The 25,295-nt window shown below is 58.8% G+C and carries 29 protein-coding genes, 1 other RNA gene and 3 pseudogenes; 17 read left to right on the forward strand and 16 right to left on the reverse strand.

Translation table 11 applies throughout. The annotated features are described in order from the left end of the window. Positions 1-61 precede the first annotated feature (61 nt). The 3 genes from hemN (at position 62) to NVV94_RS18065 (ending at position 2,883) form a co-directional block, all read left to right on the forward strand. On the forward strand, positions 62-1,444 hold the full coding sequence (gene hemN, locus NVV94_RS18055; RefSeq protein WP_258443758.1) for an oxygen-independent coproporphyrinogen III oxidase: 1,383 nt from the start codon (positions 62-64) through the stop codon (positions 1,442-1,444). A 100-nt stretch (positions 1,445-1,544) separates the two neighbouring features. Further along, positions 1,545-2,279 (forward strand): Crp/Fnr family transcriptional regulator FnrA, encoded by a 735-nt coding sequence (fnrA, locus tag NVV94_RS18060; RefSeq protein ID WP_258443759.1) that lies wholly within the window; start codon positions 1,545-1,547, stop codon positions 2,277-2,279. Positions 2,280-2,334: 55 nt separating this feature from the next. Then, a complete protein-coding gene (locus tag NVV94_RS18065) occupies positions 2,335-2,883 on the forward strand; it encodes an adenine phosphoribosyltransferase (RefSeq protein WP_258443760.1) in 549 nt (182 codons plus the stop codon). A 147-nt stretch (positions 2,884-3,030) separates the two neighbouring features. Here NVV94_RS18065 and recR read toward each other — a convergent pair whose 3' ends face one another. The 5 genes from recR to dnaX form a co-directional block, all read right to left on the reverse strand. Next, complete coding sequence (gene recR / locus NVV94_RS18070) at positions 3,031-3,633, reverse strand: recombination mediator RecR (RefSeq protein WP_258443761.1); 603 nt, start codon at positions 3,631-3,633, stop codon at positions 3,031-3,033. Between the two features lie 76 nt (positions 3,634-3,709). Next, positions 3,710-4,744, reverse strand: coding sequence for an NADP-dependent oxidoreductase (locus tag NVV94_RS18075; RefSeq protein ID WP_258443762.1), 1,035 nt, complete (start codon positions 4,742-4,744; stop codon positions 3,710-3,712). Between the two features lie 154 nt (positions 4,745-4,898). After that, a complete protein-coding gene (locus NVV94_RS18080) occupies positions 4,899-5,177 on the reverse strand; it encodes a hypothetical protein (RefSeq protein ID WP_258443763.1) in 279 nt (92 codons plus the stop codon). Between the two features lie 184 nt (positions 5,178-5,361). Continuing rightward, a complete protein-coding gene (locus NVV94_RS18085; RefSeq protein WP_028945400.1) occupies positions 5,362-5,688 on the reverse strand; it encodes a YbaB/EbfC family nucleoid-associated protein in 327 nt (108 codons plus the stop codon). 74 nt (positions 5,689-5,762) lie between these two features. After that, entirely contained in the window at positions 5,763-7,820 is a 2,058-nt protein-coding gene (dnaX, locus tag NVV94_RS18090) for a DNA polymerase III subunit gamma/tau (protein WP_258443764.1), read from the reverse strand. A gap of 202 nt (positions 7,821-8,022) precedes the next feature. Here dnaX and NVV94_RS18095 point away from each other — a divergent pair. After that, positions 8,023-8,793: pseudogene (locus NVV94_RS18095) on the forward strand (substrate-binding periplasmic protein). Positions 8,794-8,881: 88 nt separating this feature from the next. Continuing rightward, the gene (locus NVV94_RS18100; protein ID WP_258443765.1) at positions 8,882-9,253 is read left to right on the forward strand and encodes a cupin domain-containing protein; all 372 of its coding nucleotides are present in this window, start codon (positions 8,882-8,884) and stop codon (positions 9,251-9,253) included. A gap of 116 nt (positions 9,254-9,369) precedes the next feature. On the opposite strand, the gene ffs is transcribed toward NVV94_RS18100, so the two are convergent. The 6 genes from ffs to istA form a co-directional block, all read right to left on the reverse strand. Beyond that, positions 9,370-9,466: signal recognition particle sRNA small type (gene ffs / locus NVV94_RS18105), an RNA gene on the reverse strand. 232 nt (positions 9,467-9,698) lie between these two features. Beyond that, the gene (locus tag NVV94_RS18110) at positions 9,699-10,184 is read right to left on the reverse strand and encodes a toll/interleukin-1 receptor domain-containing protein (RefSeq protein WP_258443766.1); all 486 of its coding nucleotides are present in this window, start codon (positions 10,182-10,184) and stop codon (positions 9,699-9,701) included. 230 nt (positions 10,185-10,414) lie between these two features. Beyond that, the gene (locus NVV94_RS18115) at positions 10,415-10,663 is read right to left on the reverse strand and encodes a hypothetical protein (protein ID WP_258443767.1); all 249 of its coding nucleotides are present in this window, start codon (positions 10,661-10,663) and stop codon (positions 10,415-10,417) included. Between the two features lie 859 nt (positions 10,664-11,522). Continuing rightward, positions 11,523-12,824, reverse strand: a complete 1,302-nt coding sequence (locus tag NVV94_RS18120; RefSeq protein ID WP_258443768.1) for a DUF2235 domain-containing protein — start codon at positions 12,822-12,824, stop codon at positions 11,523-11,525. Positions 12,825-12,939: 115 nt separating this feature from the next. Continuing rightward, on the reverse strand, positions 12,940-13,695 hold the full coding sequence (istB, locus tag NVV94_RS18125; RefSeq protein ID WP_258443137.1) for an IS21-like element helper ATPase IstB: 756 nt from the start codon (positions 13,693-13,695) through the stop codon (positions 12,940-12,942). A gap of 17 nt (positions 13,696-13,712) precedes the next feature. Then, entirely contained in the window at positions 13,713-15,227 is a 1,515-nt protein-coding gene (istA, locus tag NVV94_RS18130) for an IS21 family transposase (protein WP_258443136.1), read from the reverse strand. A 228-nt stretch (positions 15,228-15,455) separates the two neighbouring features. Between istA and NVV94_RS18135 the strand changes: the two genes are divergently transcribed. From NVV94_RS18135 to NVV94_RS18190, 12 genes and pseudogenes are all read left to right on the forward strand, one after another. After that, positions 15,456-15,965 (forward strand): hypothetical protein, encoded by a 510-nt coding sequence (locus tag NVV94_RS18135; RefSeq protein ID WP_258443769.1) that lies wholly within the window; start codon positions 15,456-15,458, stop codon positions 15,963-15,965. Then, positions 15,962-16,201: a pyocin activator PrtN family protein gene (locus NVV94_RS18140; RefSeq protein ID WP_258443770.1), complete on the forward strand. Its 240-nt coding sequence runs from the start codon at positions 15,962-15,964 to the stop codon at positions 16,199-16,201. Before NVV94_RS18135 ends, NVV94_RS18140 begins: the two co-directional genes overlap by 4 nt. Positions 16,202-16,297: 96 nt before the next feature. After that, positions 16,298-16,798, forward strand: coding sequence for a hypothetical protein (locus tag NVV94_RS18145; protein WP_258443771.1), 501 nt, complete (start codon positions 16,298-16,300; stop codon positions 16,796-16,798). Beyond that, the gene (locus tag NVV94_RS18150; RefSeq protein ID WP_258443772.1) at positions 16,795-17,061 is read left to right on the forward strand and encodes an AAA family ATPase; all 267 of its coding nucleotides are present in this window, start codon (positions 16,795-16,797) and stop codon (positions 17,059-17,061) included. The genes NVV94_RS18145 and NVV94_RS18150 overlap by 4 nt, the downstream gene beginning before the upstream one ends. Before the next feature lie 84 nt (positions 17,062-17,145). Continuing rightward, positions 17,146-17,328, forward strand: a complete 183-nt coding sequence (locus NVV94_RS18155) for a hypothetical protein (RefSeq protein WP_258443773.1) — start codon at positions 17,146-17,148, stop codon at positions 17,326-17,328. A gap of 83 nt (positions 17,329-17,411) precedes the next feature. Further along, the gene (locus NVV94_RS18160; protein WP_258443774.1) at positions 17,412-17,699 is read left to right on the forward strand and encodes a hypothetical protein; all 288 of its coding nucleotides are present in this window, start codon (positions 17,412-17,414) and stop codon (positions 17,697-17,699) included. Then, positions 17,699-18,220: a hypothetical protein gene (locus tag NVV94_RS18165; RefSeq protein WP_258443775.1), complete on the forward strand. Its 522-nt coding sequence runs from the start codon at positions 17,699-17,701 to the stop codon at positions 18,218-18,220. The genes NVV94_RS18160 and NVV94_RS18165 overlap by 1 nt, the downstream gene beginning before the upstream one ends. After that, the gene (locus NVV94_RS18170; RefSeq protein WP_258443776.1) at positions 18,220-18,402 is read left to right on the forward strand and encodes a hypothetical protein; all 183 of its coding nucleotides are present in this window, start codon (positions 18,220-18,222) and stop codon (positions 18,400-18,402) included. Before NVV94_RS18165 ends, NVV94_RS18170 begins: the two co-directional genes overlap by 1 nt. Further along, a pseudogene (locus tag NVV94_RS18175) lies at positions 18,399-18,515 on the forward strand (pyocin activator PrtN family protein); the annotation flags it as partial. The gene NVV94_RS18170 and the pseudogene NVV94_RS18175, both read left to right, overlap by 4 nt. 70 nt (positions 18,516-18,585) lie before the next feature. Then, entirely contained in the window at positions 18,586-18,945 is a 360-nt protein-coding gene (gene tnpB / locus NVV94_RS18180) for an IS66 family insertion sequence element accessory protein TnpB (RefSeq protein ID WP_258443363.1), read from the forward strand. A gap of 18 nt (positions 18,946-18,963) precedes the next feature. After that, entirely contained in the window at positions 18,964-20,508 is a 1,545-nt protein-coding gene (tnpC, locus tag NVV94_RS18185) for an IS66 family transposase (protein WP_258443364.1), read from the forward strand. A 46-nt stretch (positions 20,509-20,554) separates the two neighbouring features. Further along, positions 20,555-20,734 (forward strand): annotated as a pseudogene (locus tag NVV94_RS18190) (pyocin activator PrtN family protein); the annotation flags it as partial. Between the two features lie 368 nt (positions 20,735-21,102). On the opposite strand, the gene NVV94_RS18195 reads toward NVV94_RS18190, so the two are convergent. From NVV94_RS18195 to NVV94_RS18215, 5 genes are all read right to left on the reverse strand, one after another. Then, on the reverse strand, positions 21,103-21,864 hold the full coding sequence (locus NVV94_RS18195; protein ID WP_258443777.1) for a hypothetical protein: 762 nt from the start codon (positions 21,862-21,864) through the stop codon (positions 21,103-21,105). Positions 21,865-22,024: 160 nt separating this feature from the next. Continuing rightward, positions 22,025-23,560, reverse strand: a complete 1,536-nt coding sequence (gene tnpC, locus NVV94_RS18200; RefSeq protein WP_258443102.1) for an IS66 family transposase — start codon at positions 23,558-23,560, stop codon at positions 22,025-22,027. A gap of 81 nt (positions 23,561-23,641) precedes the next feature. Further along, a complete protein-coding gene (tnpB, locus tag NVV94_RS18205; protein ID WP_258443103.1) occupies positions 23,642-23,977 on the reverse strand; it encodes an IS66 family insertion sequence element accessory protein TnpB in 336 nt (111 codons plus the stop codon). Then, positions 23,974-24,306 carry an IS66-like element accessory protein TnpA gene (tnpA, locus tag NVV94_RS18210; RefSeq protein WP_258443077.1) on the reverse strand — a complete coding sequence of 111 codons (333 nt, stop codon included), beginning with the start codon at positions 24,304-24,306 and terminating at the stop codon, positions 23,974-23,976. Before tnpA ends, tnpB (NVV94_RS18205) begins: the two co-directional genes overlap by 4 nt. 273 nt (positions 24,307-24,579) lie before the next feature. Further along, positions 24,580-25,176 carry a hypothetical protein gene (locus NVV94_RS18215; RefSeq protein ID WP_258443778.1) on the reverse strand — a complete coding sequence of 199 codons (597 nt, stop codon included), beginning with the start codon at positions 25,174-25,176 and terminating at the stop codon, positions 24,580-24,582. Positions 25,177-25,295: the final 119 nt, after the last annotated feature.

The following is a 25,295-nucleotide window of genomic DNA, read 5'->3' on the forward strand; positions in this document are numbered from 1 at the left end:
CGACCGCGGACGCGGCTCCCTAGACTGTGGCAAACCGCTAGCCACACCTGGGAATGTCCACATGCTCGACGCACTTCGTTGGGACGCTGATCTGATCCGCCGCTATGACCTGGCGGGGCCGCGCTATACCTCCTACCCGACTGCGGTGCAGTTCCACAGCCAGGTCAGCAGTTTCGACCTGCTGCATGCCCTGCGCGAGAGCCGCAAGGCGGTGCGCCCGTTGTCGCTGTACGTGCACGTGCCGTTCTGCGCGAACATCTGCTACTACTGCGCCTGCAACAAGGTCATCACCAAGGACCGCGGCCGCGCCCAGCCCTACCTGCAAGCGCTCGAGCAGGAAATCCGATTGATCGGCTGCCACCTGGATCCCGGGCAGAAAGTCGAGCAATTGCATTTCGGTGGCGGCACCCCGACCTTTCTCAGCCACGATGAACTGCGCCAGTTGATGGCTCACCTGCGCCAGCATTTCAACCTGCTGGACGACGACACCGGCGACTACGGGATCGAGATCGACCCGCGCGAAGCCGACTGGTCGACCATGGGCCTGCTGCGCCAGTTGGGCTTCAACCGGGTCAGCCTGGGCCTCCAGGACCTTGACCCGCTGGTGCAACGCTATATCAATCGCCTGCAGAGCCTGGACCAGACCCGCGCCATCGTGGAAGCCGCGCGCACCCTGCAATTTCGCTCGATCAATATCGACCTGATCTACGGCCTGCCCAAACAGACTGCGGAGGGCTTTGCGCGCACGGTCGAAGAAGTGATCAAGCTTCAACCCGACCGGCTCTCGGTGTTCAACTACGCTCACCTGCCCGAGCGCTTCATGCCCCAGCGCCGGATCGACGCCAGTCACCTGCCGTTGCCTGCGATCAAGCTGCAGATGCTGCACAACACCATCGAACAGCTGACCCGGGCCGGTTATCGTTACATCGGCATGGATCACTTCGCCCTGCCCGATGATGAACTGGCCATCGCCCAGGAGGAGTCGACCCTGCAACGCAATTTTCAGGGGTACACCACCCACGGCCACTGCGACCTGATCGGCCTCGGGGTTTCGGCCATCAGCCAGATCGGCGACCTGTACAGCCAGAACCGCAGCGATCTCAATGACTACCAGGGCAGCCTGGCCAGCGCCCAACTGCCCACCAGCCGAGGGCTGGTAGCCTGTGACGACGATCGGCTGCGACGCGAAGTCATCCAGCAATTGATCTGTCATTTCGAACTGGATTTCGAGACCATCGAGCAGGCCTTCAACATTGATTTTCGCGGTTACTTTGCTGCTCAGTGGCCAGCGCTGCAGCAGATGGCCAACGATGGCCTGATCACGCTGAACGCCAAGGGCATTGAAATCCTGCCGGCAGGACGATTGCTGGCCCGGTCAGTGTGCATGGTCTTCGATGCCTACCTTCAAGAGCAGAATCGCCAGCGCTTTTCACGGGTGATCTGAACTCAGGAAGCCTTGCACCAAAACAGCGCGCACTGGCCGGAACAAGCGTCCCTGGGTTACCCTTACAACTTATGTGTGTTTTCCCACAAGGATCGAAGAAATGTCCGAGCCAGTTAAGCTGCGCAGTCACAACCAGGCCCACTGCAAGGATTGCAGCCTGGCGCCTCTGTGCCTGCCGCTTTCATTGAACCTGGAAGATATGGATGCCCTGGATGAAATCGTCAAACGTGGCCGTCCCCTGAAAAAAGGCGAGTTCCTGTTTCGCCAGGGTGACGATTTCGGTTCGGTCTACGCCGTACGCTCCGGCGCCTTGAAGACCTTCAGCCTCAGCGACAGCGGCGAAGAACAGATCACCGGCTTTCACTTGCCCAGCGAACTGGTCGGCCTGTCGGGCATGGACACCGAAACCTATCCGGTCTCGGCCCAGGCCCAGGAAACCACATCCGTCTGCGAAATCCCCTTCGAGCGCCTGGACGAACTGTCCGTGCAACTGCCGCAGTTGCGCCGCCAGCTCATGCGCGTGATGAGCCGCGAGATTCGCGACGACCAGCAAATGATGCTGTTGCTGTCGAAGAAAACCGCCGACGAGCGCATCGCCACCTTCCTGGTCAACCTGTCGGCACGCTTCCGTGCCCGCGGCTATTCGGCCAACCAGTTCCGCCTGAGCATGTCGCGCAACGAAATCGGCAACTACCTGGGCCTGGCGGTGGAAACCGTTTCCCGGGTGTTCACCCGCTTTCAGCAAAATGGCTTGATCGAGGCCGAAGGCAAGGAAGTGCGAATTCTCGATCCGATACAACTTTGCGCCTTGGCCGGCGGAACGCTGGAGGGCTGATTGCCCTATAGGCGGGTATACTGGCGAGCATTGTGCCTGCCAGGATTGATCGACGATGGTAACCGACGCCTTCTGCCTCAAATCCCTGATCCGCCCGGTCCCGGACTTCCCCAAGCCGGGCGTGATCTTCCGTGACATCACGCCGCTGTTCCAGTCGCCTCGCGCCTTGCGCCATGTTGCCGACAGCTTCATCGAGCGTTACGTCGAAGCCGACTTCAGCCATATCGGCGCCATGGACGCGCGCGGCTTTCTGATCGGCGCGGTCATCGCCCACCAACTGAACAAGCCGCTGATTCTGTTTCGCAAGCAAGGCAAACTGCCGGCCGAAGTGATTGCCGAGGGTTACCAGACCGAATATGGCGAAGCGTATCTGGAAGTGCATGCCGACAGCCTGTGCGAAGGCGACTCGGTGCTGATTTTCGATGACCTGATCGCTACCGGCGGCACCCTGATCGCCGCCGCGAACCTGGTTCGGCGCATGGGCGCGCAGGTGTTCGAGGCTGCCGCGATCATCGACCTGCCGGAGCTTGGCGGATCGCAGCGGCTGGAAGCGCTTGGTATCCCGACGTTTTGCCTGACCAGCTTTGCGCTGGACGAGAAGTAGTATTCTGGCCCCTGTGGGAGTTTATGTCGCCTGCGAGGGCCTCATCGCTGGCAAGCCAGCTCCCACAGGATGTGCATCGATTGGTGGCAAAACACAATTCTGTGGGAGCGGGCTTGCCCGCGATGCAGGCGACGCGGTCCGCCGAAATTACAGAGATATGGGCTTACGCCCCGCAAACGAATGCGCCAATGTCCCGCCGTCCACCAGTTCCAACTCTCCTCCCAGCGGCACACCATGGGCAATGCGCGACACAATCAGGCCCTTGTCGCCAAGCAATTGCGCGATGTAATGCGCGGTGGCTTCGCCTTCCACGGTCGGGTTGGTTGCCAGGATGACTTCAGTGAAGCTGCCCTGGGCTTCGATCCGCGCCAGCAGTTGCGGGATACCGATAGCCTCCGGCCCCAGCCCATCGAGCGGCGACAGGTGCCCCTTGAGCACGAAATAGCGCCCACGGTAACCGGTCTGCTCCACCGCATAGACGTCCATCGGCCCTTCCACCACGCACAACAGCGTGTCGTCGCGACGCGGATCGGCGCATTGCGGGCAGAGTTCTTCCTCGGTCAGCGTGCGGCATTGACGGCAATGCCCCACCCCTTCCATTGCCTGGCTGAGCGCCTGGGCCAGCCGGGTACCGCCACTGCGATCACGCTCGAGCAGTTGCAAGGCCATGCGCTGGGCGGTTTTCTGACCAACGCCCGGCAAAGTGCGCAAGGCATCGATCAGTTGGCGAATCAGTGGGCTGAAGCTCATGGTAAAAGGCCTGACATAACAACGAGAGCGGGTTTATACCGGCGCCTGCCACCTGCGTCAAATGCGCAAGTACCGATCAGGCATCCGACACCTTGACCACCACCTTGCCGAAGTTGCGCCCCTCAAGCAGCCCGATAAAAGCATCCGGCGCATTCTCCAGCCCTTCGACCAGATCCTCGCGAAAACGCACCTTGCCGTCGCGCACCCAGGGCGCCATGGCTGCGTAGAACTCCTGATGGCGATCGCCGTAGTCATCGAAGACGATAAAGCCTTGCATACGGATACGCTTGGTCAACAGCGTGCGTTGCAACAGTACCAGCCGGTCCGGCCCCTCCGGCAGTGCCGTGGCGTTGTACTGCGCGATCAGGCCGCATAAAGGGATACGCGCCTTGGCATTGAGCAACGGCAACACGGCATCGAAGACCTCGCCGCCGACGCTCTCGAAGTAGATATCGATGCCCTTGTCACAGGCCTCGGCCAAGTCTTCGGCGAAACTCGGGCTCTTGTGATCCACGCACGCATGAAAGCCCAGCTCGTCGACGACATAGCGGCATTTTTCAGCGCCGCCGGCAACCCCGACCACCCGCAAGCCCTTGAGCCTGGCCACTTGCCCGACCACCGAGCCAACCGCACCGGATGCTGCGGCAACGACCAGCGTCTCCCCGGCCTTGGGTTGGCCGATGTCCATCAGCCCCATGTACGCCGTCATGCCCGTCATGCCGAGCACACTGAGGGCCAGCGAAGGGCTGGGCAGGCCTGGCGGCAACGGCTTCAACTGCTTGCCATCGGAAATGCAGTGGCTTTGCCAACCGGTGTTACCGACGACCAGGTCACCCACGCTGTACTTCGCATGACGCGACGCCTCGACCCGACTGACCGCGCCGCCGGTCATGACCTCGTTGATCTGCACCGGCGCCGCGTACGAGGGCGCATCGCTCATGCGCCCACGCATGTAGGGATCGAGCGACAGGTAAAGCGTACGCAACAAGACCTGGTCGTCGTCCAGCTCCGGCAACATCACCCGCTCCATGCGGAAGTTTTCCGGAGTCGGCGCCCCCGTGGGGCGGGACACCAGCACGATGCGCTGATTGAGGGTCAATTGCTCGCTCATCGCTGTCACTCCTTGATCGAAGAATGAATGCAAACTCTACTCCGCCCACAGCCATGCGTCAGCGGGGAGTATTGATCGGGAGAAAAAGGATGATCGAGTGGCAGGCATATCGCTGCCCTCGACACCCTGGGGCATCGAGTGCAGTTCAACCTGGCTATTTAGTGTGCAACCTGGATTTAATGAAGCCGGCAATGACCGTCAAAATAGCGCCCCCGGCGCCACCGCCGATGATACTGGTCGCGATTGAAGCAATACTCGGCGCAGCTGTTGCGCCATCGCCCGTCATTGCCACCAGCACTTGCCCGAGAATGATCCCACCTATGCCGCCAAGGATGGAGTCAAGCATCGGCCCCATTCCATGTTTGTCCATACCAGCAACATGGCCACCGATAGCACCGCTGATCAATTGAACCAAAAGGTTGACGATGTCCATGGAGTAACCCTCTCTTAGCGTTGATCGATGACAACTCGCACGTAGCTAATTCAAGAGTGTGCCCACTGCTAACGAAGCGTCTCGATCCGTTAAACGATGGCAAACCGTTCTGGATAATTTAAGTATAGGCAGGGCAAAAAAAATGCCAGGCAATAGCCTGGCATCGGTAGCGCTGCATGAACGCTTAGAACGGCATCTTGAAGCCTGGCGGCAACTGCATGCCAGCGGTCATGCCGCCCATTTTCTCCTGGCTGTTCTGCTCGACCTTGCGTACCGCATCGTTGACTGCCGCTGCGATCAAGTCTTCGAGCACTTCCTTGTCTTCCTGCATCAGGCTGTCATCCAGGCTGATGCGCTTGACGTCGTGACGTCCGGTCATCACCACGCTCACCAGGCCCGCGCCGGACTGGCCGGTCACTTCGGCATTGGCCAGTTCTTCCTGCATCTTGGCCATTTTTTCCTGCATTTGCTGAGCCTGCTTCATCAGGCCGGCCATGCCACCTTTCATCATGGGGGGTCACCTCAAGGATTGATTTGATTGGCGCTGCGTGGCGCCTTCAGGCCCACACAGCTTCAGTTATCAGGTTATTCGCTTTGGCTGACCAAAACGTCGACAGGTTCAATAGTATCGTCACGAATGATTGCACCGAACTGTTGCATCATTTGTTGGATGAACGGGTCTGCGTGGATCGACGCCTCGGCCTCGCTCTGGCGGTTGGCGCGCTTGCGAGCGGCTGCCTGAGCCGGGGTTTCCTGCTCCGGGCGGATCAATTCGATGCTCAGAGTCAGCGTCCGACCGAGATGCTGGTTCAGCGCCTCGTTCAGGCGGCGCTGCTGGGTCGCGTTGAACAGCGCGCTGTGCGCAGGGTCCAGGTGCAACAGCCAGTGGTCGCCATCGGCCGCGATCAAGGTACAGTTGGCCGCGATACTGCCGGTCATCCCCGAGATCGGTAATCTGGGGAACAATTCCAGCCATTCAAGGGCAAGCCCGGTGGCCGGTTGCGAAGCCGGCAACAATTGCGGCTCGGCAGGCGTCGGCGCGGCCGATTCACTGGCCAGTTCATCGAGAAAGCTGTAGGACGCCGAATCCATGTCTACCGGATCGTAATCGTCATCCAGGGGCGGCTCGTCGTCGCGTTCCATGCCCGCCGGGCTGTAGCCGATGTCGTCGTCAGGCAGCGGCTGCGGGGTATTCTGCTGCGGTGCGACCGGCACCGCACTGGCCGGCGTCGGCACGGGGGTCAGGTCCGGTTGTTCGGCCTCGACCTCCAGCACAGGTTCGGCGACGGGCTCAGGCACGACTGCCTTGGGCTCGCTCCAGGGCAAATCGACTTCTTCGGCCACTGGCGCAGCGATGGGCTCAGGAACCGCCACGGGTGTCTCCTGCACAACCGCGACCGGCTCTGGCTCTGGCTCTGGCTCTGGCACACTGACCGCCGCCGGTACGGGGGCAACCACCGCTGCCACCGGTGCCGCGCTTGCCACTGCCGGGGAGGATTCAGCTGTGGCCTGGCTGATCCCCATCGGCTTTAGCGCCTGCCTCGGCGCGTCCGCGCTGTCGGCCGGCCGGAAGGCCAGCATCCGCAGCAGGACCATTTCGAAACCGCTGCGCGGGTCCGGTGCCAACGGCAGGTCACGGCGACCGATCAGCCCCATCTGGTAATAGAATTGCACATCTTCGGCAGCCAGTGCCTGGGCCAGCGCGAGCACCCGGTCACGGTCGCCATGACCATTGTCGACCGCCTCGGGCAAGGCCTGGGCAATCGCCACCCGGTGCAGTACGTTGAGCATTTCGGCGAGCACGCCATTCCAGTCCGGCCCCTGCTCGGCCAGCTGACGGACCGCTTCGAGCAGTCCGCGCGCGTCACCTTCGAGCAGCGCCTGGAGCACGCCATAGACCTGGCCATGGTCGAGGCTGCCGAGCATCGCCCGGACATCGGCAGCCAGCACCTTGCCTTCACCAAAGGCAATGGCCTGGTCGGTCAGGCTCATGGCATCGCGCATCGAACCGTCGGCGGCGCGCCCGAGCAACCACAGGGCATCGTCCTCGAAGGGCACGTTTTCCACCCCGAGCACATGGCTCAGGTGTTCGACAACGCGCTCGGGGGTCATGTTCTTCAGGGAGAACTGCAGGCAGCGCGACAGGATGGTCGCCGGCAGCTTCTGCGGATCGGTGGTCGCCAGGATGAATTTGACGTAGGGCGGCGGCTCTTCCAGCGTCTTGAGCAAGGCATTGAACGAGTGGCTCGAAAGCATGTGCACTTCGTCGATCAGGTAGACCTTGAAGCGCCCGCGGCTCGGCGCGTACTGCACGTTATCGAGCAGTTCGCGGGTATCTTCGACCTTGGTCCGGCTCGCGGCGTCGATCTCGATCAGGTCGACGAAGCGCCCCTCGTCGATTTCCCGGCATACCGAGCAGGTACCGCAAGGCGTCGAGGTGATCCCGGTCTCGCAGTTCACGCACTTGGCGATGATCCGCGCGATGGTCGTCTTGCCGACCCCGCGAGTACCGGTAAACAGGTAGGCATGGTGCAGGCGCTGGTTGTCCAGCGCGTTGATCAAGGCCTTGAGCACATGGGTCTGGCCGACCATTTCGCGGAACGAGCGCGGACGCCATTTACGTGCAAGAACCTGATAACTCATCGAAAACCGTCGCGATTGAAAAGCCAAAGACCGCTAATCGTAGCGGAGCATGGGCGAAATTGCACCCGATGTCCGCGCCCGGCGCGGTAGATACACCATATACTCCGCCAGCGCCAATAATCAGTCCACATTCCTCGCCTATTCTGACTGAGATGTATTCTGAACAACGACCGCGGCATTCATTCCCTTCACGGAGAACCCGATGCGTCTAGCGCTGGGCGCACTAGCGCTGCTGACCGGCAATTGCCTGGCCATCGAACCTGCCCTGCGGTTTTCCATCGCCGAAAGCTGGGCCATGCCGCTGATCCGGGTCGAGCAGGGGCAACCGGTCGACGGCATCCTCTACGACCTCACGCAGAGCCTGGCCAGACAGGTCAACCGCCCCACCACCTACCTTGTGCTGGCCAAACTGCGACTGCAAAAGGCGATGGACAACGGCGACATCGACATTCGCTGCTACGTGAGCCAGTCCTGGCTGCCCAACCCTTCCCGCGACTATATCTGGAGCCGGCCGCTGTTTTATCAACGCGACCTGTTGGTCGCCACCGCCGGCCAGAGCGCACCCACCACCCCCACCCAACTGGCCAGGTAAAGCATCGGGACAGTCCTGGGTTACACCTACCCCGCCATGCAAGGGCTGTTCGACAGTGGCCGACTGGTGCGCGATGACGCCCGCACCCAAGAGCTGGTCCTGCAAAAGCTCCAGGCCGGCCGATATCGTTACGCGATCAGTAACCAGCTATCGCTTGACTGGTTCAATCGCCAATTGCCGCCCCAGCAGCAACTGCAAGGCGTGGCTGTCCTCGAGAAACACGCACTGGGCTGCTATGTTCGCAACGATCCGACGCTTCCCGTGCAGCGGATTCTACTGACCTTGCTGAGAATGAAGTTGTCCGGCGAGATCGATCGAATCATCGCCCGCCACGATGCATCGAACGCGATGCCCGGGCCAGGCCCGACCGAGCGTCCGTAAACACCCCGCCAGCCCTCCAGACGCTTGCCAGGCCACTAAGATTAAAGTGTTGCAGGCCTTTTCACGCACACGAACGAGGGCCCCGCTCATGAACATCCACAGGCAAAAAACCGAACATAAATCCTTCTCACAACCGGATGAAGTCCGGGAATTCACCCATGGCAAGGCTGAAATCCTGAGAATCGGCGAAGCCGAAGTGGGCCGTTTTACCTTTCAGCCCGGCTGGCGCTGGTCCAATGACATCCAGCCCCTGGCCAAAACCCCAAGTTGCGAAGCACCGCACTTTCAATACCACGTCGCAGGTCGACTCGCCATCCGCATGGATGACGGTACCGAGCTGATTGCCGGCCCGGGCGACATCACCTCACTACCAAAGGGCCATGATGCCTGGGTGGTCGGGGATGAAGCGGTCGTGGTGGTCGATTGGTTCGGCGCAAGCAACTACGCCAAGAAGGCATGAGAAAAGCCAGGCGTACAAAAACACCGGTCAGGTCTCAGTGAGACACCAGGTCAAAATCGATAGGGGATAAGGATTGAAAAAGCGCCAAGGATTGGCGCGTGGCGTTAAGGTGGCAACCCCACCAGCCACACCCCGGCACACAATGTCACCGCTGCGGCTGCTCCCTTCCAGGCCTGACCGGGTTCACGGCTGATCGTTTCGAAGGCTCTATATCAATGGTTATGGCGTTATTGGGTTATTCCTACCTTCTGTGTTCAAGGTGATCACAGGCAGTCAAAAAATCGGGGTGTAGCCAGCACTGTCACACTTTGCTGTCACACTTTGGTGTCACACCCATGGCCTACCTGATCAAGCGCGGAGTGAAGCAGGTCTGGTTGACCGAAGGGTTAGAGTACATTTTTCCGAACAGCCGCATCTGAATGGCGAACCTGTGTGTGCAATAGAGCTAGAACGCGACCAGCTCGGCGATTTTTGCCGCGACCACCGCCATTGAATCTTCTGCAGTGTCCAGGCCGCTTCGGGAGGCGAGCAAGGGACTGACATTGCGGAGAGCTTCATACGTCGTGTTGTGCACGATGGGAACGAGCTGGTTACCCGCCAGGAGTGCCGAAAGCTCTTTGTCGGCGACGCTCTCTTTGGGGAGGCGGGTCAGCAGCGCAGGGGTCACCAGCACAAGCCCGATTCGCGAATTTGCTAAGCCCTTGTCGATGGCGCGCATCATCGGAACGCCGAGGCCAAGGTCCTTCTCGCTGAACCAAACTTTGACACCAGCCGCCACGAGCAACTCGTGCAGCTCTTTGGCTGGCCCCTGCCGGTCGTCCCACGCGTGGCACAGGAAGACGTCACGAAGGTCAGATTGCTCCGCTGCTCGCGTCTCAACGGTTTGGCGGATTGGCGTGAGTGACTGCACTTGGGCAGACGTGTACGACACGGACGAACCCGCTCTCGACCAGCGCGGCCTTGAACTGCTGCTGGACCTGCCACCACCGCCGCCACTGTTGCCATAGCTACCCCCGCTGCTGCCCGACGAGGAGTAGGACGAGCCATAACCGTCATAGCGGTTGCTACTGCGGTAGCGGCATGCAGGGCAGGCAGCGGCCGCTGCCGCTGAGCTATGTCCGCGTACTGGCGCTGTGCATCTAGCCATGTTCGAGTCTCCTTTCAGCGTTGCTTGTTAGATTGAGAGAGGACCGAAGCGGCGAGAGTCTTGGTAGTCTCGCTGTACTTTTCGGACTGCAGCACCTGAGAGGCTTTCGTCTCCATTGCCTTTCCGGTTTCCTTCGTGGAAGACGTTTGAGAAAGGGCAGATGCAGCGAAGCTTTTTGCAATGGCCGATGCGTTCGGGTTGCGAAGGGTTTCAGAAGCCAGCTTGGCGACTGTAGACGAGGATTGTTTGGTATTCGTAGTCATGACTTTTACGTCTCTGTCAAAGAGGGTTGTGTTGTCAGACCCGTGGTAGTACAGCTAAGCGGTTACCGATTGACGCTGACGTCATGGTTTGGCTCAATATGCGGTCCCACCTGGGGCTAACGTATTTACAATCGTTGGTTTCAGACGGTGCAGATGGCCACGTTCTGTTTGGCGACGTAGGTGGTCATCTGCAAGCTTCCTTCTTTCTTTGCCCGTCCTGGGCCTTCCTTAATCTCCTTCACATACTGTTACTGTGTACAACGGCCATCCACGATGGGGCCGGGCATAACAACTTCGGGACAGATCAGGAATAGGGCTTTTACGTGCCGCTCCTTGGCCGAAGTTAAAGGTTTCGAATCGTCGATCCGAAAACTGTTGCTGTTGGGGGTGCAGGTTGTACCCGCAATTCCCAAACCCGATTTGCCGCTGATGCAGCTCTAAATCGGTCGCCCTCCGCTGAAGCGGTTTGGCTGGTGAATTCGTGTTTCATTCAAACGAAAAAAGCGATGGAAAAGGGCTTGAGTATGTCGTTTGACTTGTGCTTGGTTTTTCTTACAAAACCCAACATGTAGTGTTTTGCCGCGCTTGAGATACAAGATAATGCGGTATCAGGGGTATTGCAAGGTGGGCATCTGTGGATAACTTGTGGGTAAAGCGTGAGTGAAAATAGTGAAACTCACGTAGGCCGCATCTCAGCTGGACAGGGCCGACATTGCTCTTTTTTTTGCCCGCAAATGAGCTGGCGGCAACTTTTGAAAGGGGGGAACGAACGACATCAGAAGACCGACAGAGGGAGTGCCACTCTTGCGACTCCTTCGTGCCATGCCGATACTCGAAAACGCCGAGGACATCAGCCGACTCAGCCCTCTTCCGGCATGCAACCATTCACGAACCAGCGAGGCTGCCCCTTGATCAAATTCAGTTCAAGCTCGGAACGCCCCGATGCTTCACGCACCCGCTGCAACACTCGCTCGGGCACGGTGTATACCTGATCGTTGTTTGCGCCCCTGAGTACGACTTTCAATCGGTCGCCCACCGGCACGACCACAGCATTGAAGCCGATGTCGCTGATTCTTGGATATAGAACCGGATGCTGGCCACCCAGACTGATGAAGCGATAGTTTTCCAGCCATTGAAAACGTAACAAATTGTTAATAAAGGGTGGAGAATGCTCAATCCCACGATAACGTCGCCACGTAAGTTTCATCGCATCGTCGAGGTTCATCTGACTGGGTCTTACGGTTCTCTCGCGGTGATTGAAACAACCATAAGGCGAGGGCACTCTCAGCCAGAGATCGATCGTACCCCGTGAGTCATGAAGCCCTTCATCCAGCACACGGCAACCTGGCTGCTCACTGTTTTCAGGCAAGTCGCAATTGTAATTTTTCAAGGTTGGCCTCAACCCCAACCCTGCCATCGTTATTCGGGCAAACTGTGTGACCGCCATACCAGCACCTTTCTTGTAAGAGTCGCCCAAGTCTGAGTGCGCCCCCGGTACTTCTATGGTCACAATCCGCTGCGGAAAGTAAAAAAGTTTCGCCAGCGGATTACTTTCATAGCCTTCATCGGCGTCGACCACCAGCCCGAAAAACTTGCGAGTCTCGTTCAGGGCTACAAAGTGGTATGCGAACTCCAGATTCGCTGGCAACGACAGATCCAGATAGTTCGCCAAACCGGTCGCTACCGTATCGAACAACAGCGCGTAGGAACGCACTGTGAGTGTTTCGCCCCGCACATTAACCAAAGGCTTGCTGGCCAACAGATTGAGGAAATACCGAGACGTCGCCGCCCCCCGACTGAAGCCAATGACAACGACACGAATCTCTCTGACCCCAGCATCCAGTCTGGCAATTTTGGACTCCACATCGGCCTCGGCGCGACGGGCCGTCAGCCAGGTACTCCAGCCAATCGCAGAATCAAAAGGACATGCCACCCAGGAAGGGCAGCCCGGCCCCCGATAGTAAACCGCCGACAAAGCATTCACAGGGATCGACGCGTTTTCAGGGCCCTTGCGAACTTCGTCGACGACATCCTGATAAAGCCTGCCAACTACCGTGGCGTTTTCCGAGTCAGGGGTATTGAAGAGGTCGTTGTTGGTGCCATCAAACGCCACGACCAGTGTGTACACACCCGGTTCGCCATCATTGACTGCGGATTCCACGCCATCCGGCCACTCATTCCACGCTTATCCGGCCGGGCATTCCACGCACATCCGGCCACCTGTTCCACGGCCATCCGGCCGGGCAGTCGGAGCGCAGCGACGCAGGTTTGCATTGTTAGTCTGAAGTCCCTGTTGCAGTCAATTTCATCGAGCGCCTGCGCATCGATTCACCCTTGAGTTCGATGCGGTAAGCGTTATGCACCAGCCGGTCGAGGATGGCGTCGGCCAAGGTCGGATCGCCGATCAGTTCATGCCATTTGTCTACCGGCATCTGGCTGGTCACCAGTGTCGAGCGGTGCCCGTAGCGGTCGTCCAGCAGCTCCAACATGTCGCGCCGTTGCGCAGCGGTAAACGCCGCCACTCCCCAGTCGTCCAGAATGATCAGATCGGTCTTGGCATAACCGGCCATCAGTTTGGCGAAGCGACCGTCGCCGTGGGCCAGACCCAGTTCTTCCATCAAGCGCGGCAGGCGCAGATAGCGCACGCTGTAGCCGTCCCGGCAGGCCTTGTGGGCCAGTGCGCAGGCCAGCCAGGTTTTGCCCACGCCGGTGGGGCCGCCGATGATCAGGTTCAGGCCGTCGCGCAGCCATTGGCCGCTGCCCAGTTGCAGGATCAGGGACTTGTCCAGCCCACGCGGGCTGCGGTAATCGATGTCTTCCAGGCAGGCGTTGTGGCGCAGTCGGGCGGCTTTGAGGCGAGTGCTCAGGCGCGCATCTTCACGTTCGGTCAGCTCGCGATCGACCATCAGCCCCAGGCGCTCATCGAAGCTGAGGCTGTTGATGTCGGGCGTTGCGTGTTGCTCGCTCAGCGCCTTGAGCATGCCGTGCAGGCGCAGGGTTTGTAGCTTGTCCAGGGTGGGATTGGGGAGCATGGGCGTATTCCTTCAGGTCAGTGGTAGTAGCCGGGGCCGCGCAGGTTGATGTGTTCATCGGGCAACAGCGGCAGGTTCTGCTGGGCCAGCGGTAGCCGCTCCAGCCCTTGGCGCAGGATCGATTCGAGGCTCTTGTAACTGCATGCGCCCAGCGCCAGGGCGCGCTGGCAAGCGGCTTCCAGCCGTTCTTCACCGTGCTGTTTGCCCAGGCGCAGGATGCCCAGGCAAGCACGGAAGCCGTGCTGCGGATGGATTCGGCGCTCGAGGATGTGGGCGATGACACCCGCGGTGTTTGGCCCGGTCTGCTCTGCCCAGCGGATCAGCCGTTGCGGCGTCCACTCGGCATGTTCGCGGTGGCTCTTGGGCATGTGCTCGGTTTGGGTGGTGTGGCGACCTTTGTGCGGCGATCGCACATGGCTGGCCACGCGCTGGTTGGCGTGGAAGCACTCGACGGTCTGTGCGGTCAGGCGCACTTCGAGTTGGTGCTTCACCAGTTGGTACGGTACCGAGTAGTAATGGCCGTCGACTTCGACGTGGTAGTCGATGTGCGCCCGCACCTTTTTCCATTCGGCGTAGACATAGGGCTGTTCCGGCAGGGGTTGCAGCGCGGGTTGGTCGAGCGCCTCGAAGGCCGAGCGGCGCGAGCCGGGCAGCTTATTGAAGGGTCGTTGATTCAGTCGCTCCAGCAGCACGCCGATTGCGGTGTTGAGTTCGCCCAGCGAGAAGAACTGGCGGTTGCGCAAGGCCGCGAGGATCCAGCGTTCGACCACCTGCACGCCGACTTCGACCTTGGCCTTGTCCTTGGGCTTGCGGGCGCGAGCGGGCAACACGGCGACCCCGTAATGCTCGGCCAGATCGCGATAGCTGGGGTTGATGTCCGGTTCGTAGCGATGCGCTTTGGTGACGCCGCTGCGCAAATTATCCGGCACCAGGATCTCGGGCGCTCCACCGAGAAACGCGAGGCAGCGGGCGTGCGAGCCCAGCCAATCGGGCAGTTGCTGCGACCAGGTGGCCTCGGCAAAGGTGTAGCTGGAGGCGCCGAGGACAGCGACGAAGACCTGGGCCTGGCGGATTTCGCCGGTGTGCCGGTCAATGACCGGCACGGTCTGGCCGGCATAGTCGACGAACAGCTTTTCGCCGGCGCGATGTTCCTGGCGCATGGCCACGTCGACCTTGGCGGCCCAGAGCCGGTAGTGCTCGCAGAACCAACTGTATTGGAAGCCTTGCGGGTGGCTGAGCCGGTACTCTTGCCAAAGCAGAGCCAGGGTGACGCCGGGGCGGCGCAGTTCGGCGTGAGCCCATGCCCAGTCAGGCATCGGACGCTGCTCACTGGGGATGGTCGGCGCAGGCGGAAACAACTGACGTTCCAATTCGGCGTCGGTCAGCGCAGAGGGCCAAGTCAGCCCGCAGGCAGCAAAGCGATTGAGGTAGTCACCGATGGTGGCTCGCCCCACTTGCAAGCTGACCGCGATCTGGCGAGCAGATAGACGCACCTCAAACTTGAGGCGCAGAACTTCTCGAATCTTACGCATGGATAAACGCTCCACGACGACCTCTCTGCTTCGAAAAAAGAGGTCGATGGTAGTGAATTAATCCTGCGTGGCTGCCTGCCTGAAGGGTGGCCGGATGGCTGTGGAATCAGTGGCCGGATGCGCGTGGAATGGGTGGCCGGATCATCGTGGAATAGGTGGCCGGATGGCCGCGGAATCCGCAGTCTCGCCCAATGGTCATGTCCGCGCCACTCCATTTGGGGGTGCGGAATGAGCGAGTACATCGTTCCTCTTCGCAATGTGATGCTACTTCAGCGCGCCCTGGAGAAAGGGGGCGCAACCAGTTGCCCAGTACAGCGCCCCGAAGTGACCATCAACGCCGAAGTCATGGTCGAGACCGACGCCAAAACTCATCGGGTGACGGTGACGTTTGGCCCACAGAGAGGCTCCCTCACCCTTCAGCGCGATGACACCGCCAAGTACCAGCTCCTGCGGGACTTCATTCAGGATCTAGCCAATGGCCGTACTGAATCCGGGTGCCAGTCCGAGAAAGCCATTGCCATGCTGGAAGCACTGGACCGCTTGAATGAAGTCATCGGCGCCGACCAGATCGCCTACATCACGCCCACAACCGACCCCATCCACCCATTCGGAGCAGTTGTGACCAACGACCAGGGCGAAATCTGTGCTGCCGCCATAGGCACCTGTAAGGACCACCTCGCGGCAGCGGTCCGCACCAAGCTCCGGCCCAACGAAGAGGGGAGCGGGGAGCATCCATGACCGACATATTGGCCCAGCTACGTAAGGAGTTCCCCTCCCCCTGCCCGACGTTGACTGCTGTGCGAGAGCACTACTTTCCGCACATCAAGACGGACCGCCGACTGCGCGAACTGATCAAAGCAGAACGGATCAAGCTCAAGCTCAGTAAGCCGCACAACTCGGCACGAGCCAAACCAGTGGTGTACCTGCACGACCTCGCTGACTTTCTTGATAGCCAAGCGAAGCAATCGGCTTAAAAACGGCGGTCCCGGCCTGTTGGGATACTTTGCTCGGCATCACACCTTCACCACGACTTCACGGCTTGGTGCCGGGCGACATCTGGAGCACAACACATGCAACAGCAACACTACATCCTAGCCCTGGGCGCTTTGTGGATATTCACCCTGGCTTTTCTCCCCTTCCTATTCGCTAAGGCCCGACGACGCGCCTACGAAGCCGGGCACACCGCCGGTCTCGACAAGATCCAAGCCGAGTACAGCCTCCGCATCAAAAACCTCACGAGCGATTTGGACAACCTTGCTCTGGAGCGTGCCGCCGACCAGAAGAAATTTGCACAGATCACCAGCGCACGGCTGCAGCAAATCACAGAATTGGAAGCCCGGATCATGTCTTACACCGGGCTTGCGGTAAGCAAAATCGACTATGAACAACTGACCAAAGCAGCAGAGACCCTGCGGTTAGCACAGCGCACCTGGGAAACGGCAAAAGGGACCGAACCCTTGTGCGTACGAGCCCACAACGAATGCCGCAGCCTCCAGAGCCTTGCCAAGCGTATTCACGACCAACTGCGCAACACCCCTACCAGCTCCACCAAGGCAGGAGAAACCGCATGAGCACTTCTGCCAACCACACCCTATCCAAGAGCGTTCTGGTGCACGGCCCGCAGGGGTGCGGCAAGTCAACTCACGCCCACACCATCGCAAAGGCGCTTGGCTTGCGCAACATTCTGGATGACTGGCAACCAGGGGCAGCCGTCCCCCTGCTGGATACCCTGGTGTTGACCAATGCCAACAACCCGCTTTGGCACTTCAAGGGCCGGCGCATGACCTACGCCGAGGCCATGCAGATCGCTCACGAGCGGGGGACCGTCGCATGACACTTCGCACACACATATTCAAGCAACCATGTGCGGCATGTAACAGAACCGATTGCCCTGGCTGGCAGGAAGGTGATCCAGTTCATGAGCACCGTGGTAAAGGAAAATGGACCCTCGGCTGCCATTGTCCCGAATGCAGCCGGGCGCGTGATGAGTCTGGTGGTTTCTTCGGCGCGCTGGCAGATCCACATAAACCCCACTGCCCGACGACACTTCAATGCGACACTCTTCGCGCCCACCTGGCCGAGCTGGACGCTGACTCCGTAAGCTGGCTTTGTGGCGAATGCGGCAGCAATGTCCAAGTGCGCAAACCTGGCCACCCCGCTTGGCAAGGCGCACTACCATCCTTCATGCCTGCCGCTGCAGGCCGAGACGTGCTGGCCGAGCGACGCCGGCAGATCAGGGACAAGGGCTGGACAGCGGATCATGACGATGGGCATGCCGATGGCAAACTTGCCGCTGCGGCCGCCTCTTACGCCCTGCGAGCTGCAGGGGCAAGACACGGCGATGTATCCGACTTTTGGCCATGGCGCTGCAGCCAACTGAAGCAGAGCGATCCGCGCCGCATGCTGGTTAAGGCTGGGGCACTTATCCTGGCGGAGATTGAGCGCCTGGATCGCTCCAAGGAGCAACACTAATGGCCATGACTGCAAATCGTCACCAGCAGATGCTGGACAGCCAGTCTGCGTTGGCTCAGAAGATTTTCCTGACGGTACCAATCCAGGAGCACTGGCACACTTCGAGCATTTACGGCTCTCTGCGAAATGCAGGCACGGCAGCAGACACCCGCGCAGTACGCAGATGCCTGGTTGAACTCAAAGACGCCGGCCTGATCCGCGAGCCAGTGAGCGGCCACTTCCAGCGCGTAACACCAAAGACCACATTGAGAAGAACGAAGGAACAGGACATGCCGAAGGAAGCACTGACAGTCGTACCTGGCACAAAGAAGATTGAACCTGGTGCACTTGACGTGCTGGCCAGCCTGTCTGGTGAAGTGATCTCGCTGGTAGAGGATATCAGCCAACGCATGAGGAAGTTGGCCATCCGCATCGAGGAGGTTGCACTTTCCGTTGAGGCTGAGCGCGAAGGGAATGCTGAGCGACTTGAAAATTTCAAACAGCTCCAGTCACTCCTGAAGAGCCTACAGGGAGAACACTAATGAAAGCGCTATATAAGAAAACGGCTGAAGCCCTACAGACGATGCAAGCAGCTCAAGCCGCGGCAATCGCCGCCGTAGAGCTTGAATACCTCATTGACAGCAAGCTAGAGGTGAAACTCGGCGGCCACATTATGGACGTCCCAGCTACCAGCCACCACGGCGCTTACCGGTACTGCCCATGAATACCGCCTTCATCCTGTTGGCTCAATACGATGGCCGGGCAATCATCCCTCTGGATCAGATCTGCAAAGATTACTTCACGCACCTGACGCCCGAGATGTGTAACCGCTCCATGAACTACACATTCAAAGCGTTCCCCTGACGCCGGATGCTGTGCTCCCGTTTTTCTCTGGAGCCCGCCCGCCATGATGCGACCCGACGCCAAAGTCGAAAAAGTCTATCTCTACCCCAAACCCGTGGACTTTCGAAAATCCATTGATGGCCTCGCCGCGCTGGTCGAGCTGGATATAAAAGTGGCGGTGTTCGATCCGGTGCTGTTTGTCTTCCTCAACAAATCCCGGAACCGCGTGAAGATCTTGTACTGGGAGCGCAACGGCTTCTGCCTTTGGCTCAAGCGGCTGGAGTCCGAGCGCTTTAAAGCATCACCCGATGTCAGCGATGAGGCGATTGTGCTGACGGTTCAGGAACTCAACTGGTTACTCGACGGTTTTGATCTTTGGCGTAACCGTCCTCATCAGGTTTTGACCCCGCGCTACGTCGCTTGACCCGGTATAATCCGGGCCATGATTTCCCTACCCGACGACCTTCCTGATGATCCTGTTTTGCTCAAGCAACTGCTGCTTGAGGCACTCAGCCGCCAGGAAGAAGTGGCCCAGGCTTATCAGACTCACATCGTCGACCTGAAGGAACAGATCAAGTTGCTGCGCGACCGCTTGTTCGGGCGCAAATCCGAACAGACCGTTGAGCCCAACACGCCGCAACTGGCGCTGTTCAACGAGCCGGAAAGCGAGCCGATGCCGCTCGTTGATGACCCTGACGAAGAAGCCGTTTCGCCGACGCCGCGCCGTGGCAAACGCAAGCCGTTGTCGGCTGATCTGCCGCGTATCGAAGTTATTCATGAACTGCCCGAACACGAACTGACCTGTGCCTGCGGTTGCCGCAAGCATGTGATCAGCGAAGACACCAGCGAACAGCTGGATATCGTGCCGATGCAGATCCGGGTCATCAAACATATCCGCAAGGTCTACGGTTGCCGTGGTTGCGAAACCGCACCGGTCACCGCCGACAAACCCGCTCAGTTGATCGAGAAGAGCATGGCCAGCCCGAGCGTGCTGGCCATGCTGCTGACCACCAAGTATGTCGACGGCTTGCCGCTGCATCGGTTTGAAACGGTGCTTAGCCGGCATGGCATTGATATCCCGCGCCAGACCCTGGCGCGCTGGGTGATCCAGTGCAGCGAACACTTCCAGCCGTTGCTGAACTTGATGCGCGACCGATTACTGGAAAGTCCGGTGATCCACTGCGATGAAACCCGCGTCCAGGTGTTGAAAGAGCCGGATCGAGATCCGACCAGCCAATCCTGGATGTGGGTACAAGCCAGCGGCCCGCCCGATCGAAAAGTGGTGTTGTTTGATTACACCTCCAGCCGTGCGCAGGACGTGCCGTTGCGTCTGCTGGAAAGTTATCGCGGCTATGTCATGACCGATGATTACGCCGGCTATAACGCCTTGGCGTTGCAACCGGGCGTCGAACGGTTGGCGTGCATGGCGCATGCGCGACGCAAGTTTGTGGACGCGCAAAAAGTGCAGCCCAAGGGCAAGACGGGACGTGCGGATATCGCACTGGCAATGATCAACAAACTGTACGGCATTGAGCGTGAACTTAAGGACGTCAGTGACGAACAGCGGTTTATCAGTCGCCAGGAAAAGAGCCTGCCGATCCTCGCCCAACTGAAAAGCTGGCTGGATAAAACCCATCCGCAGGTCACCGCACAAAGTGCGCTGGGCAAGGCCGTGCATTATCTGGCAAACAACTGGAGCCGACTGGAGCGCTATGTCGAGGCCGGTTATTTACCCATCGACAACAATGCGGCCGAAAGAGCAATCAAGCCGTTTGTCATCGGCCGCAAGGCTTGGCTGTTCAGCGATACGCCCAAGGGGGCCACGGCCAGTGCGCAGATCTATAGCCTGGTCGAAACCGCCAAGATCAACGGCCAGGAACCCTATACGTGGCTACGCCACGTACTGGAGCGGTTGCCGCATGCTTCGTCGGTCGAAGACTATGAAGCCTTGCTGCCGTGGAGTTGCTCGCCAGAGATGCCACGGTAAACCGTCGCCCCGTCTTGCGGTAGGTGGGGTTCATGGATCGCATACCGAGATGTTCCAGCGGAAAGTCCTGGCCGGCCAAATTAAGATACCAATCACTCGCCTCGAGCCCAGCCAGAAAAGCGCAAAGGGCGTCCACATCAAGGATCTGGCGGAGTACCTGGAAGCTCAGCGCGCTGCGGCAGTCAAAGAATGCAATCAACTTAACGGCATGCGTCGAGCCGTTTAATCTAAAATAAGCCCTCAATAGCACTTGCTTGACCTCTGCACTCCAATTGTCCAGTCATCTGCACTCACGCAGACCCACTGTTTGCAGTAGTTGGAGGTCAGCAAGCGCTAATCAGTGAGAGTGCCTCAACAACCACTCACGGACTGCAACCGACCCATTGCGGTTGATGGCAGGGGCAGGAATCGGCCAGGAGCTGTCGCTCACGTCATACAGCTTTCGATTCCAAACGGCCCTAGCGTTTGGTTACGGGGCGGGCGTTAGCTCGCCCAAGTGAGCGTAGCGAACGATTTAAACCACTGCTAGGCTGTGCCGCCGGGTCAGACTCTTTGAGTTTCATACATGAAGCTTTTTAGTGCTAGAAACTTTAGCTAGCGCCCGTAAATCTCTCTGTATCCATTCAGCTGTTTCAATGCTTCTTTGAAGCTGCCAGGCGCTTGTGTGCCTCGCGCCAGAAACAATGTGGTTGGGAGTCCAAACATAACTATCTCTTTTTCTGGGTTGGCTTGGCGGGCCACAGTTGCTTGCTTTTGGGCTTCTGACAACCAAGCTTCCTCGTGTCGCAGTGTCATAGTCTTTGTCAATTCATTCATGTGCGCGTAAACAAGCTCGCAATATTCGATTGTCACGCACTCCGAAGGAATCAATCCTTTGTGGATGACCGCATTCCTAAACTCTTTCCAAGTTTTAGTGTCTCCCCGCGATGTATTGGGTAATGTTGGCTTCTTGTTATCGATCACTTCGGGGCATTCTTTAGACCATAAAAGCATGGATAATATAAAGGCGCCGAACTGACGCTCTGACGCCGCATCAATCAGGCGCCAGGCTGCGTGCAGTTGCTCTTCCGGGATTTCGATGCCAGAACTAATGACACGTATGCATAGTTCGTAAAATCGTTCAAGCGCCGCGGCAATAGTGGCAATTGCTTCTCTAGGATAACCATCCGCTAAAGCCATGGCGCCAATTTCGAAGAGGATCTCGTGCTTATGCTGAGTCAAAGCTATGAAGGTTTTGTGGCCACGAGTGCAGATAACCTCGTGAATATTGCTTTCACCAAGCTCTAAAAAAGAGAAAACCGGCTCCTTAATTCCATCCTGTTCGAAGCACTTAAAACAAGGTATCTTTACTTTCAACTTTAGCTCCTATTGCTACACGCCTGGTATTGACTCCGTTCGCCGCTGATTTTAGCCGAAAGTCGTCAAATTAATCGATACTGCCCATCATTTGGCTTGCTTGAGTCTAGCTTGGATGCTTAGGTTGCGAGATGGTTATCTCGGCGTAAGCGAATGGGCATTACAGGTTGCGTAACGGCATCCAATTATGTGGCAACAGCTCGGCGATCTGGCTCGCCCGCTGCGTCGGCAGCCGCGCCAGTACGTTCTTCAAGTATTCGTACGGATCATGCCCGTTGAGCTTGGCCGACTGGATCAGGCTCATCAGTGCCGCCGCACGTTTGCCGCTGCGCAACGACCCGGCAAAGAGCCAGTTCTTGCGACCCAGCGCCCACGGCCTTATCTGCTGCTCGGCGTGGTTGTTATCTATGGGTACCGCGCCGTCATCGAGATAGCGTGACAACGCCGCCCAGCGCTTGAGGCTGTAATCCAGAGCCTTGGCGATAGCCACCCCATCGTGCACAAGCTGGCGCTGGGCGGTCATCCAGGCATGCAACGCATCCATCGCTGGCGCGGCTTTTTCCTGGCGTATCCGTCGTCGAGCGTCAGGTGCGAGGTCGCGGACTTCATGCTCTATTTCGTATAGCACCTGGATGTAGCGCAAGGCCTGTTCGGCAAGCTGGCTTTTGTTCGTGACGTGCAGCTCGAAGAACTTGCGCCGGGCATGAGCCATACAGCCGATCTCGGTGACGCCGAGTGCAAAGCTGGCCTTGTAGCCACCAAAATCGTCGCAAACCAGTTGGCCCTTCCAGTCTTGCAGGAAAGCGCGGGCATGTTCACCCGAGCGGCTGGGGCTGAAGTCGTAAACAACCGCCTTTACGTCGGCAAACGAGCTGGTAGCGTAGGCCCAGACATAGGCGCGGTGAGTTTTCTTCGCGCCCGGCGTGAGCATCTGTACCGGCGTTTCGTCAGCGTGCACCACGTTGTGTCCAAGCACCACCTCGCGCAACGCATCAACCAGCGGTTGCAACTGCACACCGCAGGTGCCGACCCACTGCGCCAGGGTTGAGCGCGGGATGGCCAGGCCAGCCCGGGCAAAGATCTTTTCTTGACGATACAGCGGCAAATGATCACCGTACTTGGCGATCATCACCTGGGCCAGCAGGCCTGCTGTCGGGATGCCCTTGTCGATCACCTGCGCCGGAACCGGGGCCTGGATCAGGGTTTCGCACTGATCGCAGACCCACTTGCCACGGATATGGCGTTCGACGGTGAACACGCCCGGCGTGTAGTCGAGTTTCTCGCTGACATCCTCGCCGATGCGCTTGAGGGCGCAGCCGCAGGTGCACTGCGTGTTGTCCGGTTCGTGATGGATCAGGGTGCGCGGAAACTGCGGCGGCAAAGCCGTACGCTTGGGCTTTTGACGAGCCTCGGTCGGCACGGGAGCCGGTTGCAGAGCTGCAAGCTCGGCTTCGATGGCTGCGATGTCAGTGTCGATCAGGTCATCGAGCAGGCTGGCTTGATCCGGGCTTAATTGCTCGCTGCGCTTGGCAAATTTGAAGCGTTTGAGCTGCGCGATCTCGTGGGTCAGTTTCTCGATAACCGTTTGGTGACGATGGATTTGCTTGTCCATCGTCTCGACGCGCTGCATCAACTGCGCGGCCAGCGCGCGCAGTTGGTCAGGGTTTAGTTGGTCGAGATTGGAAAGCGAAGTCATGCCGCCGATTTTGCCAGAGCAGGCCAATACCGGCGATAGACTCATCGGACAATTGCGCGGCCAGGCTGGCCATGGCAGGCGTCACACGATGGAAATAGCGTCGCCCGGCCCGACTCGTTGCCAGGGCAAACCCAGCACCAGAGCGTGCAACTGCTCAGCGCCCAATTCCACGTGAGCGCCGTGTCGAGAACCCGGCCAGAAAAATTTGCCCTGGTGCAGGCGGCGGGCCGCCAGCCAGATACCTAGGCCATCGTGTACCAACACCTTGATGCGCGTGGCGCGACGATTGGCAAACAGATAAGCACAGTGCGGCTGCGCCGCACCGAACACGGCGACCACCCGCGCCAGCGCGGTTTCGGTGCCGGCGCGCATGTCCATGGGCTCCGTCGCCAGCCAGATGGAGTCGATGCGGATCATCGCAACAGATCTCGCAGAAAGGTGGCGCAGGCAGCCGCGCTTTCGGTCGGCCAGTTCACTTTGACAGTGCCACGCGGGTGCTGGATTTCAACGCAGATATTCGATGATGCAGTTTGCGAATTTGCTCCGGCTAGCTGCATGGGGAACGGAATAAAAGCAGGTTGCAGCTCCGTGTTTTTTTGCTTTTGCCCTCGAATCCACTTGTGGACGAGGTTCGCGTTGAGTCTATGGCTCAGCGCGACGCTGGCAATCGAGGCGCCGGGCTGGGCGCACTCTTGAATGACTTGGACTTTGAAGGATTTGGAGTAGGAACGGCGTTGTGGTTGCATGAAATACCCGCTTGAAAGGCTCGAACTGGTGCCCACTTAAATTTAAGTGCACACCATGTCTTGGCTTTGCAGGGCTGGGTAGATGACTTGGCCGGACGGATACATCTCGGCAACCAGCGGCCATTCTTACCGACCAGAAGGTAGTACGCCATTGTCCGGTTCGGGTCGAAGGTAACAGCCGCGAGTGGCCGCTTTTGGCCGATCTCTGCCGGTCGTGACCGGCAGAAGTCGACCCGTTGCTGCCGGTCAGCCCTGGCGAAAATCGACGAAACCTCATCGAGCAGCTTTCCCCAGGCTCGGACAGGGGCTGTATATTTCGTGAACGTCTGTCCCGACTACAAACGGTACCGCTTTGCCTCCGACATGGACGTTACTGATTCCGTACTCTTTGCTGTCAGTTTTTCGGATGAATGCGGCGGCTTCGCCGGTGAGGTAGGGCTGGCCCTTGCTCTGCAGCAGCTTGAGCGCCTTGGCTCGGAATTCTGGATTGTTCGCGGCTCCAGGACCATCCGCGTAAGGAATAAGAGACACAGCCAACTGATTTTTGAATACAGTGAAGGTCTGTCCATTACCGTCGCTGATGCATTTCACATCCTCTTTCGTCAGGATGTCTTTTTGGACATATGTGCCGTTCTCATAGTTGACCAGCAGCAAGCTTTCGGGAGTAAGGATGCCTATGCCAGGGGTGTACTTGCAGCGAGCGTATCCCCCAATCTGAGACCAACAGAAGCTCATAATCGATGTATCGACGACCTCTGCTAAATTGAGGTCGTGTTTAATCTTTTGCCTTGCCTCCAGCGTTTTATGCTCGACGCTTGCGCATGCGGTGAGGAGAAGGGCGAATGTTGCGAGGAAGAGGTGGCGGAGCATGTTCAGTCCCTGGGTCTGCTAGAGAGGTCAATGCTAACGTATGGCCAGTTGGTGATCTACCTGCTGGTATCCGCTTCTGGCTGTAGCTGCCTTCCAGAACCGTCAGCTATCGACGGAGG

This window comes from Pseudomonas sp. LS1212, assembly GCF_024741815.1.
GTDB lineage: Bacteria > Pseudomonadota > Gammaproteobacteria > Pseudomonadales > Pseudomonadaceae > Aquipseudomonas.